Source organism: Paenibacillus ginsengarvi (assembly GCF_003626695.1).
Classification (GTDB): domain Bacteria; phylum Bacillota; class Bacilli; order Paenibacillales; family NBRC-103111; genus Paenibacillus_AB; species Paenibacillus_AB ginsengarvi.
This window is the reverse complement of record NZ_RBAH01000027.1, coordinates 57,164-74,192: the sequence shown is the minus strand read 5'-3', so window position 1 is coordinate 74,192 and position 17,029 is coordinate 57,164. Positions and strand designations below refer to the sequence as shown.

The following is a 17,029-nucleotide window of genomic DNA, read 5'->3' as shown; positions in this document are numbered from 1 at the left end:
GCCGTTCGGGGGTGGGTTTCGGCAAAGCCATCACGGTAAATTCTTGCAGCCGTCGGAATTTACTCTCTGGACGCGTGGGCTGTTCCTACTGGTCCCGTCATCACGTTTGGGATCGAAATTATTACTGTATAGAATAGCATTCCGCCGCTAGTTTGTAAAGAGATTTGTGACAAGAAAGTATTAGTGGATTTGCTGGTATAACGGCCGCTGCGGGAACATTTGATCTTCCGCTCGCTCTTACAATCGGATTCCTTGATCGAAGTATGCTAAGGTTGAAATCCGATTGTAAAGGCGACCGCTTCGCTGCTCCAGATGCAAATGTTCCACTCCGCTCCTCTTATCGACTACCCGAACAAGTTCAATCGGCCGATCCGCTCTACCGCCTCCTCGAGACGCGCTTCGGAGGAGAGCAGCCCGACGCGCACGTAGCCTTCGCCGTGAGTGCCGAAGCCGATCCCCGGCGCAACCATGACGTTCGCTTCGGTCAGCAGAAGGTCTGCGAACTCGGCCGACGTGTACCGCTTAGGTACGGGAAGCCAGGCGAAAAACGAGCCGGCCGACGGCGTAGCTTCCCAGCCGATCCGCGATAAAGCGCCGAATAGGGCGTTGCGCCTGCTCTCGTAGACGGCGTTCAGCTCCCGGACGCAGTCCTGCGGAGAGGTAAGCGCATGAGCCGCAGCCGCCTGAATGCCGCCGAACAGGCTGACATAGTAATGATCCTGGATCAGATTGATCAGCCTGACGACTTCTGCGTTGCCGAGAGCAAAGCCGACGCGCCAGCCGGCCATGTTGTACGTTTTGGACATCGTATAAAACTCGACGCCGACTTCCTTCGCGCCTGGCCGCTCCAGGAAGCTGACCGGCCGTTTGCCGTCGAAGCCGATGGCGCCGTAGGCGAAATCGCTCGCAACGACGATGCCGTTTGCGGCGGCGAACCGGATCGTATCGTCATAAAACGAATCCGGGGCACAAGCCGCCGTCGGATTGTTCGGATAGTTGATGAACATTAGCTTCGCCTTGTTCACATCGTCAGCGGACAACGCCGAATAGTCGGGAAGAAATGCGTTATCTTCCTTCAGCGGCATGAACACCATCCGTCCGCCGGCGAGCTCCACGCCCGACCAGTAGTCCGGGTAGCCGGGATCGGGTACGAGGCAGACGTCTCCGCTGTTCAGCAGACACTGGCTTATTTCAACCAGCCCCGTTTTGCCGCCGAACAAAATAGCGACTTCCGTTTCCGGATCGAGACTCACGCCGTAATCTTCGCGATAGCGGGCGGCTATCGCTTCCTTCAGAAACGTAAACCCGCTGAACGGGGAATATTTATGGTAAGCCGGATTTGGCGTTGCTTCCTGCAGGGCAGAGACGATATGCGCGGGCGTCGGCCGGTCCGGATTGCCTTGTCCGAGGTTGATGACATCGTGCCCGGCGGCGATTTGCCGGTTCACTTTGCTGACAAGGGAAGCAAAAAATTGCGTAGGCAGCCGTTTCATCCTGTCGGCGGCTTCGATCCGGAAAGATGAGGTCGGATTCAATGGCGAATTCATAGTATTTCACTCCGAATAATAGACTTAAATAACTCGTTACATTTGGATTATACCTGTCCGGAGCCGTTTTTCAAAGCGATATTTTGCCGTCCGTCGTTGCTCATCCGTGCCCGATCGACTATGATGAATAGGAACATTACGAAATCGGAGTGAACGCGACATGTCTGAACAAGCAAAGCTGAACGTAGCCATCCTGCAGATGGACATTACGGTCGGCGAACCGGAGACGAATTTTGCCAAGCTTTCGGAGCTTTTGGAGTCGGCCGTCTCCGCCGAGCGCAAGCCGGATTTGATCGTATTCCCGGAAATGTGGAATACCGGCTACGCGCTGGATCGGATTCACGACCTTGCGGATATCGGCGGCGAAAGGACGATCCGGTTCGTTTCCGAATTTTGCCGCAAACATGCAGTGAATGTCGTAGCCGGCTCGATTGCCGAAAAAAGCGGCGATCATGTGCGCAATACGATCTATGCGTTCGACCGCGAGGGCAACCGGACTGGCAGTTATTCCAAAATTCATCTGTTTCGGCTTATGGATGAAGAGAAATATTTGCAGGCGGGCGACCGGGTCGGCGAGCTGGCCGTGGACGGCATTCCGGCGGGGATGATGATCTGCTACGATATCCGTTTCCCGGAGCTGACTCGAAGGCTTGCTTTAGGCGGCGCTAAGCTGCTGATCGTACCGGCCGAATGGCCGCATCCGCGTCTTCATCACTGGCGCACGCTGCTGACGGCGCGCGCGATCGAGAACCAGATGTACGTGGTGGCGTGCAACAGGGTCGGAACGAGCGGCACGACGCACTTTTTCGGCCATTCGATGATTATTGACCCGTGGGGCGAGATAGTGGCGGAGGGCGGCGAAGCGGAGACGATTTTGACCGCCGAGCTGGATTTGGCCGTGGTGGACAAGGTGCGGAGCACGATTCCAGTATTTGCCGATCGCCGTCCGGAGTTGTACTAAACGGCTTGCCTCCTATACGTATTCGCTGCGATAAATCGCGGTACTCCTGCGTGCAGCGTTTTTCAAACACGCGAATTGTACCGGCATAAACACCGTGGAAACTCGGGCGTCTGCATAGGCAGGCGCTTTTTTTCGTCCTATCGCGATTAAGCGCCGAATTGTACAGGAACAGGCGGGAAACAACCTTTTGCCGCCGTTTTGGAAGTTATAGCCGTCTTGCAACAGGAGCTGCTTTGTGGTTGAATTTTTACAGGTGCATAACCTGTATGTAAAATTAGCGACGAGAAGGAGAAGGCGAACATGACATCGACGATAGAGTGGCATGAACGGCTCCGGAAGACAATCCCATGGGGCTCGAGCACTTGCTCGAAAGCGCCTTCGCTGCTGCCGGAGGAGCCGGCCGTCATCGTAAAGGGGAAGGGCTGCCGGGTCTGGGACGCCGATGGCAACGAATATATAGATTTTCGCAACGGACTTGGGCCGGTAACGCTCGGGTATCAGTTCCCGGAAGTCGATGAAGCGATCCGGGACCAACTTGGCAGCGGGATTATTTTCGGACATGCTCACCCGCTCGAAGCGGAGGTAGCTGAGCTGCTGTGCGAGCTTGTTCCTTGCGCGGAGCAGGCGCGGTTTCTGAAAACCGGGGGAGAAGCGATCGCAGCCGCCATCCGGATTGCCCGCACGTATACGGGACGCGACCGGATCATCCAGATCGGCTACAACGGCTGGGTCAACAGTTTGTCGGGAAGCGGCCAGTCGCTGCCGGGCCAGGCGGCGTCGGGGAAAGCGGTGCCCGGCGTGCCAAACGCGGTCGGCGAGCTGCACCATGCAGCGCCCTGGAACGATATCGCCGCGCTCGAACGCTGGTTCGACCATTGCGGCAGCGAGATTGCCGCCGTCGTCATTGCAGCCGATTACGCTTCGATGGCGGACGGGAAAACGTTTTACCCGGCCGTCCGTGAGCTTACGCGCAAACATGGCGCGCTGCTCATTTACGATGAGATCGTCACTGGCTTCCGTATCGCGATCGGCGGCGTACAGCAATATTTCGGCGTACAGCCGGATCTGGCCGTATTCAGCAAAGGTATGGCAAACGGGATGCCACTATCCGCTTACGTGGGCAGTAAAGACGTGATGAAGGCTTGCGACCGGGGAGGCACCGTCATCTCGAGTACGTTCGGCGGAGAAACGCTGTCACTCGCCGCGTCGAAAGCGACGATGACCGTATATAAGGAACAGGACGTCGTCGGACATCTTTGGCGGCAGGGAGAGCATTTGTGGGGCGGATTAAACGGCCTCTTCGACCGATACGAGGTGCCGCTGGAGCTGAAAGGCTTTTGGCCGTGTCCGACGTTCACCTTGAAGACCGGGGCAAGCCCTTCGGTGCGGGAGCAGTTTATGCGGCTTGCTTATCGTAACGGCGTATCGCTGTACAACGTATCTTACGTCAACTACAGCCACAAGGACGCAGACATAACGGAAGCGCTGGAACGTATGGAACTTGCATGCAAGCAGCTTGCCGAAGCCAGGGCCAAGTAAGGCGTAATCGGCGGAAAGACAAGCGGAGAGGAGGCGGAGCCGGATGATTATTGATGCGCACACTCATATATGGGGAGACCGGTACGACGAAAGCGTGAGCGAGCTTCTGCGCGCGTGCGAGCTGTTCGGCATATCGAAGCTGCACGTGTCGGGGCTGAAATCCCATTACCCGGGCGAAGAGGAGGTAGCCGCTCTCAATCGGGACGTATACCGCTTCATGCGGGAGCAGCCGGAACTCGTCGAAGGGTATTGTTATGTGAATCCCGCTCATGCGAATGCGGAGCAGGTGCTTAGGCATGGCATCGAGCAATATGGAATGAGCGGCATGAAGCTGTGGGTGGCTACATATTGCGACGACCCGCGCGTATATCCGCTCGTCGAGATCTGCATCGAGGCGGGCATCCCGATCCTGATCCACTCGTTCTACAAAACGGTCGGTCAGCTCGCGTACGAAACGACCGGCGTTCACGTCGCCAATCTGGCGGAGCGATACCCGCAGGCGAAGCTGCTGATGGCGCATTTCGGCGGCAATTGCTATCACGGCATCAAGGCGGTGCGCGGATACCGCAACGTATGGCACGATTTTTCAGGCAGCCCGTTTCGCCGCGACGATCTGGACTATGCCGTAGAGCGGGTGGGTGCGGACCGGATCGTGTACGGCTCGGATATGCCGATTACGTATTTGGTGAACTACGGGCAGGTTCTAGAGGCGGATTTGACGCAAGAGCAGAAGGACCGTATTATGTACCGGAACGCACTGGAGCTGTTCGATCGAAGCTTCAGGCTTGCCTGAACGCCTGACTTACGTAAACGGGCGAATTTTGCGGGGGAGGACGAACGATGGTTACCGATGTAAATGCTCTGCTGGGCCACTGGCCGTTTCGGAAAATACGCAAAAACACGCTGGAGCACCTCCGCGGCGTGCATCGCGACAACGGCATAACCGGAGGTTATGTGGCTTCGCTGAACAGCATTTTTTACAACGATCCTTTCGAGGGCGACGAGGAGCTGCACGAGCTCATAGGCGGTACGGAATATAAACACGTCCTGACAGTGAATCCGACATTGCCGGGATGGCAGCGCGACATCGAAGAGGGGCTGAGACGGTTCGACATTCGCGGCGTACGCATCTATCCGACGTATCACGAATACGACCTGAACGGGGAACCGGTCGTGCGGCTGTGCGAGGAGCTGAAGCGGAACGTGCTGCCGCTGTTCGTGACGAAACGAATGGAGGACGAACGTCTCGATTACTTGATGAAGCCGCAGCCGCTGTCCGTCGAAGCGCTGCGCGCCTTTGTAAACAGCGAGCCGGACCTGGACATCGTTGTGCTGAACATCCGTTTCAACGAGATTGCCGAGATGAAGGCGGAATTGAACAAGCTTCCGCGGCTGTTTGTCGACACATGCGGGCTTAAGGACAAGGTGTTTGTGCTGGAAGAGCTGCTGAAGCTGATTCCCGCAAACAAAATCTTGTACGGCTCGCAGCACCCGCTGTACTGTTTGAAAAGCTCGTTTGCGATTGTCGACATGGTGGACGTGGCGGAGGAAACGAAGCGGAGCATTTTCGCCGAAAACGTTAAACGACTGTCAAAATAAACTTTAACAAAGGAAGAGACTGATCTCCTTCGGAAGGTCAGTTTCTTTGTGTCACTTAATGTGACGTATATGTGAATATTAAAAATATTTTTCTTTTTAATGTCATATAACATAACATAAACTATTGTATCGGTTTGTTATTTGGTGTAAGATTCAATCATGAACAAGTTGATGTTATAATTTCTAACAAAATATAAAGGAGTGGGTTAGGATGAACATCGCCTTAATTGCTCATGACGTGAAGAAAGAAGAACTGGTGAATTTGGTGATCGCCTATAGGGACGTCTTCTCGCAGCATACGTTATTCGCAACGGGAGCTACCGGCTACAAAATTGCCGAGGAAACGCAACTTGGCGTTGTTCGTTTGCGATCGGGTCCGCTCGGAGGCGATCAGCAGATCGGCGCTCTCGTGGCGCAAAATGAGATCGACGCGGTCATTTTCCTGCGCGATCCGCTTGTCGCGCTTGCCCACGAGCCCGATGTATCCGCACTGCTGCGCTTGTGCGACGTGCAATGCGTGCCCGTTGCGACCAATCTGGCGACCGCCGAACTGCTTGTCAAGTCGCTGGAGCGCCACGACCTCGCCTGGAGAAACATCGTGCACCGGTATCGCCTGGAACGCAGAAGCGGCACCGAGGGTTAATAAACGGATCATCCGGCTTACGCCGGGCGCGGAATGCCCGGTTCGGCCCGGAGCATGTTGAACGTAAAACGTTGCAGCCCTTTTGTCTGTAGCCGCGTCACCGGCCGAGAGGAACGCTTAATCCGTGATAAGCAAGCGCGACGCCTACGGGAAGAGGGTATCCGGCATCGATATCGACCCTATGAGACATATGCGTGAAGTAGGTAAGCTTCGGCTGAACTTCCAGGAGCAGTTGGGCGGCTTCCGTCATATCGTAGACGGAGCGCGTTTCCGGAGCTGCTTCCTCCTTGTAATAATTCGTGCCGAGCACCAGCATGTTCAAGCCGTGCAACGGCTTTTTTTGTTGCTCCGTCAGCCTGATCGAATCGGAGCAGTACGCCCAGCGGTACTCGCCCTTCTCGAACCTATAGGCGAACGAGGTGCCGTTCCGGCCGTGGCATACTTCCCACGGCGTGATGCGCCATCCCCCGAATTCGATGCCCTCGTCGTTCGGGATGTAGGCCAAGCGGCGTTCCAGCCACGGATATTGTCTGCGAATCGTTTCGAAAACGATGCCGGGCGCGTAAACCGTACCGGTTCGCTCCGTCCAGCGGCAGGCGTCGAACCATTCCGGCAAGCCGGCGATATGATCGTGATGCGGATGCGTAATCAAGGCGCGCTCCAACCGCCGCTCCCCGAGCAGCTCCATCTGGGCGACCCAGTCCGGTCCGCAGTCGAGCAAGAGGCTGCCGGCGTTCGTATGCAGCATGGCGGCCGAACGAAACCGCCGATTGCGCTCTGTCACGCGAGCTTCCGCGCATACGCCGCACTCGCAATACATTCTTGGAACCCCCATCGAGTCCCCCGTACCCAAAAATGTCAACCGATCCACTGTCCGAGTTACACTCCTTTACTTTTGGCCCAAAAGCTCCAGCGTCGTCGCGATGAACGCTTCCGCGGCTTTCGAGACATAACGTCCTTTTCGTCTGGCGATAACGATCGTCCGCGTCGGTCTGCTGCGGATCGATAAATACGCCGGCGAATGCTCGCTCCATTTGCCTCTTTCGACCATGGAAGGCACGAAAGCGACCCCCATTCCGGCGGCGACCAGAGATTGAACCGTTTCGATATTGCTGCTTTCGAACACGATGCGGGGGGAGAAGCCGGCGTCCAGACAAAAATCGATCGCCGTCTGCCGCAAGCCTTGCCCTTTCTTCAGCACGATAAAAGGCTCGTCCTTAAAGAGGGCCAAATCTACCGTTCCCTGCTCAGCGGCCGTTTGCGCGACCGGATGATGAGGGGGTACAGCCAGACGAATTTCCTCCTCCATCAGCACATCGTATTCGAGCGCCTGCTCCTGCTGGGGCAGCGACAGCACGCTCAAATCGGTGCGTCCTTCGGCCGTTAACTGCGTCAGGATTGCCGACGTCTCTTCGACGAGCACGATTTCAATCTCAGGGTACCGCTCGCGAAACACGGGAAGCACCGCCGGCAGCATATGAGCGCCGGTGATCGGCATGCTGCCGATGATCAGCCTGCCTTTGCGAAGCTGGGAAATATCGTCCATCTCCTGACGGATTTCCCCGATCTTATCGATAATGTGCTGCGCCTTCTCGACGAACAGGCTGCCGGCGTGCGTCAGCTCCACGGAATTGGTATTGCGGTAAAAGAGCAGGACGCCAAGCTCCTTCTCCAGCTTGGACAGCTGCTGGCTGAGCGAGGGCTGGGCGATATGCAGCTTCTCGGCGGCGCGCGAGAAGTTTTTCTCGGCGGCGATCTGGATCGCGTATTGCAATTGCCTGAATTCCATCCGGTCTGATCCTCCTACTTTGGCGGGACATGGCCGCCATAATGCCTGGCGGGCGAATGTATGGCTGCGTCATGCTACCATCATATACGATTGGGGCGGCTTCTATAAAGCTTCGCATGAGAAGTTTATCGTTCGGCGGGGCAAATGAAGCTTTGTCCGGCTGCATCCGAGTAAGCCGATATAGCACTTTCGTGACGTTGCCGGGAAAACTTCAGGCTGTTGTCTGTACAGGTAATGAGAGTACATCTTGAGAGCATCGGATTGCATTGTCCGCTCCGGGAGTGCTTCGTATAATGAGCATCGTTACGAACAAAAGCGGGGAGGAACGAGCATGGACACGATTCGAATCGGATTTATCGGCTGCGGCAATATCGCCCACAGCCATGCACTCCGAATGTCGCAACTGGAAGGCGTAGAGATTGTAGCGCTCGCAGACCCGGGGGAACGGGGCAGACAACTGCTGAAGCAAAAATTCGGGCTCGAGCAGGCTGCCGAGTTCGACAGTCATACGGATATGCTGGCAAGCGATACTATGGATGCTGTTATCATCTGCTCGCCGCATACGCTGCACGCCCGTCATGCGGAGGAGGCGCTGATGGCCGGCAAGCACGTCTTGATCGAGAAGCCGATGACGTGTTCCTCGGAGGAAGCGAAGCGGTTGATGAGCGCTGCGGAACGTAGCGGAAAAAAGCTGCAAGTATCGTTTCAACGGCATTTTTTGCCGCCGTTCCTGTATATTCGCTCAGCCATAGCGGACGGGGTTATCGGCAAGCTTACGTCGGTCACGGCGACGCTGCTGCAAGACTGGAAGGACGCGCAGAAGGGGACTTGGCGGCAAATGCCCGAGCTGTCCGGCGGCGGCATGCTGATGGATTCCGGCAGCCACATTATCGACGTCCTGCTGTGGACGACCGGACTGACGCCGCAGCACGTAGCCGTCCAGCTTGAATGCCACGGCTCGCCGGTGGAGGTCGATACGTTCACTTCGATCCGCTTTGCGGAAGGGGCGATCGGCAGCATGAACATTGTCGGGCTGGTTCCGCTCGCCAAGCTGAAGGAAACGTACGCTTTTATCGGCGAAGCCGGCGCCATTTTTTACGATAACGGCCGCATTACGCTGCAGTTGAACGGTCAAGAGCCTGTGGAGCCGAAGCTGCCCGAAGCCGTAACCGATCCGGACCGCAGCTTCATCGACGCGATACGCGGCAAGCATGAGGTGCTGGTTCCGGCCGAGTATGCCTTGAAAGTCGTCACTTTTACGGAAACGATCTATGCCGCGGCCGGGTATGAGGTTGTGCCGGCCAAACAGCCGGATGTGGCGGGAGGGCGCGTATCATGACACTTCGGATTGCGATACTCAGCTTTTGGCATGTGCATGCGCGGGGATACGCGAAACAACTGAGCGATAGAACGGACTGCGCCATCGTTGCCGTGTGGGACGAGGTGCCAGAGCGCGGCAGGCAGATGGCCGAGCAATTCGGCGTGCCGTTTATCGAAGAGCTGCGGGACGTACTTGCACGCCCCGACGTTGACGCGGTTGTTGTGAATGCGCCATCCAGCATGCATCCGGAAGTGATCGTAGCGGCAGCGAACGCAGGCAAGCATATTTTTACGGAAAAAGTGCTCGCGCTCCGGACCGCCGATGCCCTAAGGATCGACGAGGCCGCGATTCAAAACGGCGTCAAGCTCACGGTGTCGCTGCCGCGGCTCGGCGATCCGAGGACGATCTACGCCAAATCGGTCATCGATCAGGGGCTGCTCGGACGGATTACCTTCGTCCGCATGAGGCTGGCCCATGACGGCGCGCTTCCCAGGGAAGGGGCGCCTGACGGCTGGTTGCCCGCGCATTTTTTCGACAAATCGGAATGCGGAGGCGGGGCGCTGATCGATCTGGGCTGTCATCCGATGGCCATGACGTATGAGCTGCTCGGTATGCCGGATTCGGTATCGGCCCGATTCGGTTACGTGACCGGTCGCGAGGTGGAGGACAATGCCGTCGTTACGCTAAATTACCCGGACGGGGGGATGGCGGTTATCGAAGCGGGTTTCGCGAGCAGGTTTTGCCCGGCGCTCGTGGAACTGTATGGAACGGAAGGCTGCCTGCTGCTCGGCAACCAGGTGGAGCTGCGCAGCTCGCTTCTGCCTTCGGGCGCCCATTCCGGGTGGCTCCGGCCGGATAAGCTTCCGCCGGGATTGCCGTCGCCGGTCGATCAATGGGCGGACTATTGTCTCTACGATAAAGCCCCGGCTATTACGGTCCGGCAGGGAATCGTTTTGACGCAGCTGATGGAAGCCGCTTATGTATCGGCTGCCGAGGAGCGGATCGTGAAGCTGAGCCCTGTGGCAGCGCAGTGAGGTTCGGGAAAGGGGCGGTTTGGATGAATCCGCTTAAAGGGGATAACGGCGCCGTTCGGATCTACACAGACAAGTGGACGGTTATGGACATGGTTGCTCCAACAGCCGACGATCAGGATCGTATTGGGCAGCGGGACGGTTCTATTGAAGGCTTCGTGACCGCATTTTATAACGGTCCTGCCGGCCCGGACACACGGGCGCGGCTGGTCTGCGACGGAGAGTATCTTCACATCGGGCTGGCTAGCGAACGGGCGGACGAAACGTCTCCGGACGCGGAGAACGTATTCATTCTGCTTGCCACGCCTGCCGACGGGAACTTGTTTTATTCGGTTCCGATTGAGGTATCGCCCGGTTCGCATCCGACGATAATCGGCTATAACAATTGGACGGGAGCGGAGCCGAAGGATCGGCGGCAAACGATCGTGACTTTGACAGAAGAAACGGGCGTTCGTACGGTTGTCGCGAAGGGAGAGGACGGAAGCTGGCGAGCGGATGCGGCGATTCCGCTGACCGCCTTTAACGACGCCGATCTACGGACCGGCGCGGAGTGGGGGCTGGCGATCGTCCGTTACGGCGGTCCCGGGGGCGCGATTCCGCTCTCCTCCTGGGTGCCGATCCGAACGGGAACGGTCCGCATGGATGACGTTCGCCGCTCGCTGGATCAAAGGGTGTTCCATCTCGACTTGTATGTGGCAAATGAGGGCCGGCTAGGGACGGTGTTCGTCGGGAAGTCTCCGGGAGGCCGCCTGTCCTCGGCGATCAAGCTTCTTTATACTAGTTTCACGGAAAAAAAACTTATTCTTCATGTTGACGATAGATCGGCTGCCGCTCTGGCGCAGGGGCTCGTTATGCACTGGATCGACCCGTCGGGCCGTAGGACGTCGATAACGCTGCGCGTATCGGTCGGACCGAGCGGGGAATGGTCGCTTTGTTTCAGCCATCCCGAGCCGCTGGAGGACGGGTTGTATCAGCTCCGGCTGCTCGCGGGCGGGGAAGGCGCGGATGGCAAGCGGTTCGACATCGTTTGCTTCGACCGCTTCGACTTGATCGCCGCCGGAGAACGTTTGGCCGGAGCGGCAGCCGCTTTGCCAAGCGATTCTGGCGGATCAAAAAAGCAAGTATCATCGGCCCCGCCCTCGGAGAAGGTGCGATTTCTGGAACGGCTTGTTCCTAACCAAGTCGGCTTTTTTGCCGCCGGTGTGCCGCATCGCCCGCTGCTCGGCTTTCGTTCGGCTAACTATACTTGGTCGCCGGAATCGCCCTGGAGTATCGTATCCGTGGACGAAGGCGGAATGTCCTATCCGAACGACCGGTATCCGGAATCGAACAAGCTGACCGTTCGCAACCGGAAGGGGGAGCCGGTCGACTACCCGTATTACGAGGACGAGCTTGGCAGACGTTACTTTTTGTCGGCTCATCTATGGCACCATCAGCGCAAATATGCCGTCGCCGAAACCTGCAAGCTCGCTTCCGTCGACCCGCTTGGCGCGGCGCGTCTGCTGCTTCGTTTCGCGATCGCGTATGAGGGCTGGGTTCGCTTTAACGACTCGGTTTGGGTGCAGCATCCGATACCGGGTTATGCCGAGCCGCCTTACCCGTATTTCGGCGGGTTGTGGGATCGCTGGAGCTCGATGGATTTGCACGGTTTGCTGCCGCTGATCGATGCTTTTCTCGAAGTGGAGCGGACGAATGCCTTCGAGCTGCTCGGCGCCGAAGCAGGGGCAGACGTTCGGGCCCGCATCGTGGAACGGATGCTGCGTCCGTCGCTCGAATCGGTGCTTTCTTATCCGGTGCTTCAGCACAATATCGAATTCCCGAACTGGATCGGCCTGATCCGGCTCGGCATGGCGCTTCGCGAGCCGCAGTACGTGCACGAGGCCGTGGAACGGATGATACGTTTCGTACAAAGCTCGTACCTCGCGGACGGCTTCTGGAAAGAAATATCGCTTTCGTATCATCGGCAGACGTACGGCGGCTTGATCCAGACCATCCGCGCTCTGGACGGATGGAGCGATCCGCCGGGGTATGTAAGTCCGCGTGACGGCCGGCGCTACGACAACTTCGATTCCAGGTCTGCCGTTCCGCAGCTTGCCCGCATGCTGGAGCTGCCCGATCTGCTTGCCTATCCGGACGGAAAAAACGTTCCCATAAACGATACTTGGGCGTTCCAGACAGCGCCCGCTCCCCGGTCGACGCGCTCGCTTGTCGTGCCGCAGGCGGGTATCGCGAAGCTGACGCGGGGCGAAGGGCCGGGGCAGGCGCAGCTGTATTTGACCTTTTCGCCCAATAACGGCCATGACCACAAAGATCCGCTGGGCATCGCGTTATACGCCGAACGGACGGAGCTGCTGCCCGATCTCGGTTATACGCACACGTTTTACCGGCAGTGGTCGGTTTCCACACTCGGCCATAATACCGTTACGGTGAATGGACGGGATGCACGGATAAACGGTGAAGCGCGGCGTGGCGGCAGCATCCAGGCGTTTGCGGCAGAAGGTAACGTTCAAGTTATTCGCGCCTGTCAGGAGACCGCCTACGAAGAGGTGGAGGAATATTCGCGGGAGCTGTGGTTTGTCGGCTTTGCAGGAGCGGCCGGCGCCGAGGGGTATACGGTTGACCTGTTCCGCGTAAACGGCGGTTTGCGGCACGAGTATACGTTGAACGGCGAGGCGAATGGGGATTCCGATATGGCGGCGAACATCGGGATGACGGATTACGGTCCGTATTTGGTCGAAGGTCAGCCGGAAATCGTCCTTCCGAAGCAGGAAACCGATTATGGCGGCACAAGCGACAACCAATATTACGCTTATACTTACGTAAAACAGGTGAAAACGGCCAAGCTGCCCGAAGGCGTATATGACATGACGCTTACTTCCGGCGATGGGAAGCGGGTTCGCGCCGGGCTTAAACTATTCGGCCATGTGGGGAAGGGGAACAATCGGCTGTTTCTGGGGCGGGCCCCTTCTATTAGATCGACACGCCTTCTCGGTCTGGACGGGGATCGCAACAGCGAGGCGGTGCTGTACGATATGCCGAAATGGATCGTGCGGCGCGACAGCCGGGACGGTTCCGCTCTGGACAGCCAATTCGTGCATGTAATGGAGCCTTTCGCGGCCGGAGTCAAACCGGCCATCGAACGGGTGGAGGTGCCGCTGTCGGACGAAGCTGCGAAACGGGCGGTCGTGACCGTAACTTACGGCAGCGTGACCGATGTGCTGATGAGTGCTCCGCATTACGACGGTAGTGAGCCGCTTCGGGCAGGGGAGTGGGAGCTAGAGGGCAAAGGCGGATTCATCCGTTTCGAGAACGGAGTTGTCCGATATATGATGCTTGTCGGCGGCAGCCGCTTGACCGCAGGCGACCGTACAGTGCAGGGAGTCGGTCCGATAACGGGTATCATCCAAGCCGTCAGACAACCGGATCGTACCGGAGGGGAACACGCATTGATCGTAGACGGCGATATTCCGAGGAGCGTCGTTGGCCGGTATGTGGTCATTACGCATCCGGACGGTACGACCGCCGCTTATCCGATCGCCTCCGTAACTCCGCTGGCGCCATCCGGTCAGACCGCGATCGGCCTGGACGGGGACCCGGGCTTCCTCTATGCGGACGCCGCCGCAAGCGGAGCGGCAGCGGGTCGTTCGTCCCGAATGACGCATTTTCCGGGGACCGAATGGACGGGGAGCCACTCGTTCCGAATCGACAATGTCGTCACCGTTTCATTTCCCCGGGAGTGACTCCCCAATATTTGCGGAAAACACGAATGAAATAACTCGTTTCCTTAAATCCGGTCCGCTCTGCCGTCGCGCCAACGGTCGAGCCGGCCAATAGGAGCTCCTTCGCGAGCTCCATCTTTTTTTCCAGCACATAATCGGAGAACGACAGGCCGACCTCTTTTTTGAACCTTCTGCTGAGGTAGGAGGAATTCAGATGAAGCCGGTCCGCTACGGCTTGGAGCGAAAGCTCCAGATCGAGCTCCTGCCTAATAATGTCGGTCGTCCGGCGAATGATTTCATTCGTTTTGCCGCGCTGTCCGTTGTCATACGCCACGATTCGTTTCGCCATCTCTGCAAGCGAGTCGTAAGCCTGGGCGGCTTCATCGTCCGCGCCTGGCTCGTACTGCGGCAGCGGCTCCTCGCCGAGCACTTCGCCAAGCGTCCTTCCTTTTCGCTCGATGGAGCGGACGTACAGCCCATTCATATACAGCAGATGCTCGCGAAGGAGCTCAGGCGAACGGCCCGCCGCCATCCGGACCTCCCACCACCGGCGCAGTGCCGAGAGCGTTTTGGCTTCGTCGCCCGTTTCCAGTCCGATCTCGAGCTCTTTTTCCAGTTCGCTGGACGTTTTGTTTGTTTTGCCGCTGTCTGCGGGCAGCGGCTCGGAGCGACGGACATCCCTTTCTGCGGAATCGATCAGCTCCACTCGGGTATGCCGCTGCGACCCGTCCGCCGTTTCCTCGAGCGACAGCCGGAGCAGACCGGCCCGGCGGTAAAACGACCAATGTGCCGGAGCCGGGGCTTTACGCCCTCCCGCAGCTTCGCGCCATACGTCTCCATTCACTTTGACGATCGCCGGTTTGTCGCGCGTATGGATAACTACATCCCACTGGCGCCGCTCGGGCATACTGCGGAACCAGCCGGTGCGCGGTCCTATATCGATGCGGTAGACGCCGCGCTCATGCGTACAGACGATGTCCGTGACTGCCGATTCGCCTTGCAAATAACCAAGCGTCTCACCGTCATCCTCATATAACGAGTACGTTCTGTCGCTGCCGGGATATAGATGCAGTTCCATCCGATCCGTCGGCCGCTGTCCGGCGTGCTCCATGTCCGGCCACATCGGTACGATCGCGCCGGCGCGGACGAACAGCGGCCCGCCGGCGTGCGGCGGAGTCCGATACGATAGGCGGGACGGTCCAGCGAACGTTTCGCCGGTCCAGTAATCGATCCATTCACCTGAGGGCAAGTATACTTCATCGGTGAACACCGCAACGAGAAACTCGTCCCCGAACATGTACTCGTTTTGCAGCATAACAGCCTCGGCATCGTCCGGATAGGCAAGGGCCATCGCTCTCGCGATCGGCAGCCCCGTGCGGCAGGCGACGCTGGCCGCCGTATAGATGTAGGGCAGCAGCCGGTAGCGCAGCTTCGCGTACGTCTTGAATACGGCAAGCAGGTCCGAGTCGAGCAGCAGCGGATGCCGCCAGTACGCCCAACTGTTCACCTTCGACCACGGCTGGAAAAAGCCGAAATGGATCCCCCCCGGCTTATGCAGATTCATATCGACGCCCATATTTGGAATGCCCGACAAGCCCAGGCTGAGCATGGACAAATGCGGCTGATTGCGGCCTCCCGACCACATCGCGGCATATTTATGCACGCCGGTATATCCAACCGGCGTATAAACGATCGGCCTTTTGCCGGTCTGCAGCGCATAACCCGTCTGAATGACCTTGCTGATTGAGGCGGCAACGGTCAGACCCGCCTCGGCGTCTTCCTCCCCGGAATCGGCGGACAAACGCACCTGCTCCTGAACGGGCACATCCGTACACAGCTTGAACCCTTGCACCCCTTGGGCGACAAACGGTTTCAAAAAGTTGTACGCACTGGGCCAATCGGCCTCCGAACCGGCCTCATAGCCGGTGCTTTTCGGCAAATACAATCCCAGACTCAGCTTGAAACCCATGGTGCTCAGGGCGCCCATAAACGTGTGCGCGCCTTCCGGCATCCACTGCGGAATGTAAAATTTCTCGGGATGCCACCGTACTGGGGTATCGTAATCGAACGAGCCTTCCATCCAGGTTGGCTCGAGTCCGATCATGTCGCACGGGATGCCTTCGCGCCTGAATTTCAGAGCGTCCTCGATCATATCGCGGGCCGTCGCCTGCTGGTTGCAGATGAAGCTGAGGCCGTACGCCCATATAGGCAGCATCGCAGAAGGGCCGGTCAATTGGATATACTTGCCAAGCAGCTCCGTGAGGGAGCCGCCAGCGATCAAATAATAGGCAAGCTCTCCGCGTTTTCCGTGAAACGTAACCTCGTCCGGGGATGTTCGTCCGACGTCGAACGTATGCTCGGCGTCGGTATCGACAAGCAGCGCCCAGCCGCCGCTCGACAGCAGCAAAGGAACGGGGGCGTGAACCCGGTTGCCGTGTAAGCTCATGGACAGGGTGCAGCCTCTTTTCATAAGCGGAGCGTCATACTGATCGCCTAGCCCGTATATCCGCTCGTCGTCCGCCAGCGCAAACTGCGCCCCGAAGCCTTCGTCCCCGCCGCCGTATGAAGGGCGCGTTTGCCGGGTCAGCACATGGCCTGAAGCGTCCTGCAACAAGACGCTGCCGGTTTGGCGATTCAGCCGCAGTTCGGCTTCGCCTGTAAGAACACATAAGTTGTCTCCGTCTTGTTCTTTATGCCAGTTGACCGGACAGGCAGGCGGGAGCGCAACTCCGAGCCTTGTTAAAGGAGACGGCTCCGCAAACTGGCCTGTCCGGTTAACGCGGATATGAAACGTATGGGGGGCGACCGGTACGACGCATATGAACGAGCCGGATGCGGTTTGAAGCGTGATGGATGCGAAATTGCTGCACATGCGTTTAC

Annotated in this window: 12 protein-coding genes; 8 read left to right on the top strand and 4 right to left on the bottom strand. The window is 58.0% G+C overall.

Going from position 1 to position 17,029, the window contains the following annotated elements:
- Positions 1–344: 344 nt before the first annotated feature.
- A complete protein-coding gene (locus D7M11_RS28480; protein WP_120750668.1) occupies positions 345–1,547 on the bottom strand; it encodes a pyridoxal phosphate-dependent aminotransferase in 1,203 nt (400 codons plus the stop codon).
- Positions 1,548–1,707: 160 nt separating this feature from the next.
- On the opposite strand from D7M11_RS28480, the gene D7M11_RS28475 reads away from it, so the two are divergent.
- The 5 genes from D7M11_RS28475 to mgsA all read left to right on the top strand — a co-directional run bounded on the left by D7M11_RS28475 (position 1,708) and on the right by mgsA (position 6,289).
- Positions 1,708–2,508, top strand: coding sequence for a carbon-nitrogen family hydrolase (locus D7M11_RS28475; RefSeq protein WP_120750667.1), 801 nt, complete (start codon positions 1,708–1,710; stop codon positions 2,506–2,508).
- Positions 2,509–2,808: 300 nt separating this feature from the next.
- On the top strand, positions 2,809–4,047 hold the full coding sequence (locus tag D7M11_RS28470) for an aminotransferase class III-fold pyridoxal phosphate-dependent enzyme (RefSeq protein WP_120750666.1): 1,239 nt from the start codon (positions 2,809–2,811) through the stop codon (positions 4,045–4,047).
- Between the two features lie 43 nt (positions 4,048–4,090).
- Entirely contained in the window at positions 4,091–4,840 is a 750-nt protein-coding gene (locus tag D7M11_RS28465) for an amidohydrolase family protein (protein ID WP_120750665.1), read from the top strand.
- Positions 4,841–4,887: 47 nt separating this feature from the next.
- Positions 4,888–5,646 (top strand): amidohydrolase family protein, encoded by a 759-nt coding sequence (locus D7M11_RS28460; protein ID WP_120750664.1) that lies wholly within the window; start codon positions 4,888–4,890, stop codon positions 5,644–5,646.
- Positions 5,647–5,857: 211 nt separating this feature from the next.
- Positions 5,858–6,289 (top strand): methylglyoxal synthase, encoded by a 432-nt coding sequence (gene mgsA / locus D7M11_RS28455; RefSeq protein WP_120750663.1) that lies wholly within the window; start codon positions 5,858–5,860, stop codon positions 6,287–6,289.
- Positions 6,290–6,386: 97 nt separating this feature from the next.
- Here mgsA and D7M11_RS28450 read toward each other — a convergent pair whose 3' ends face one another.
- Together D7M11_RS28450 and D7M11_RS28445 are read right to left on the bottom strand one after the other, a co-directional pair.
- Complete coding sequence (locus D7M11_RS28450; protein ID WP_120750662.1) at positions 6,387–7,160, bottom strand: MBL fold metallo-hydrolase; 774 nt, start codon at positions 7,158–7,160, stop codon at positions 6,387–6,389.
- A gap of 18 nt (positions 7,161–7,178) precedes the next feature.
- Positions 7,179–8,078 (bottom strand): LysR family transcriptional regulator, encoded by a 900-nt coding sequence (locus tag D7M11_RS28445; protein ID WP_120750661.1) that lies wholly within the window; start codon positions 8,076–8,078, stop codon positions 7,179–7,181.
- A 331-nt stretch (positions 8,079–8,409) separates the two neighbouring features.
- Here D7M11_RS28445 and D7M11_RS28440 point away from each other — a divergent pair, with 331 nt between their 5' ends.
- From D7M11_RS28440 to D7M11_RS28430, 3 genes are read left to right on the top strand one after another with little or no spacing between them, the layout of a single operon-like run.
- Positions 8,410–9,417 carry a Gfo/Idh/MocA family protein gene (locus D7M11_RS28440; protein WP_120750660.1) on the top strand — a complete coding sequence of 336 codons (1,008 nt, stop codon included), beginning with the start codon at positions 8,410–8,412 and terminating at the stop codon, positions 9,415–9,417.
- Positions 9,414–10,433, top strand: coding sequence for a Gfo/Idh/MocA family protein (locus tag D7M11_RS28435; RefSeq protein ID WP_120750659.1), 1,020 nt, complete (start codon positions 9,414–9,416; stop codon positions 10,431–10,433). The genes D7M11_RS28440 and D7M11_RS28435 overlap by 4 nt, the downstream gene beginning before the upstream one ends.
- A gap of 23 nt (positions 10,434–10,456) precedes the next feature.
- Entirely contained in the window at positions 10,457–14,170 is a 3,714-nt protein-coding gene (locus tag D7M11_RS28430) for a heparinase II/III domain-containing protein (RefSeq protein WP_120750658.1), read from the top strand.
- On the opposite strand, the gene D7M11_RS28425 is transcribed toward D7M11_RS28430, so the two are convergent.
- On the bottom strand, positions 14,145–17,021 hold the full coding sequence (locus D7M11_RS28425; protein ID WP_158606879.1) for a TIM-barrel domain-containing protein: 2,877 nt from the start codon (positions 17,019–17,021) through the stop codon (positions 14,145–14,147). The two genes, D7M11_RS28430 and D7M11_RS28425, sit on opposite strands and share 26 nt — an antisense overlap.
- Positions 17,022–17,029: the final 8 nt, after the last annotated feature.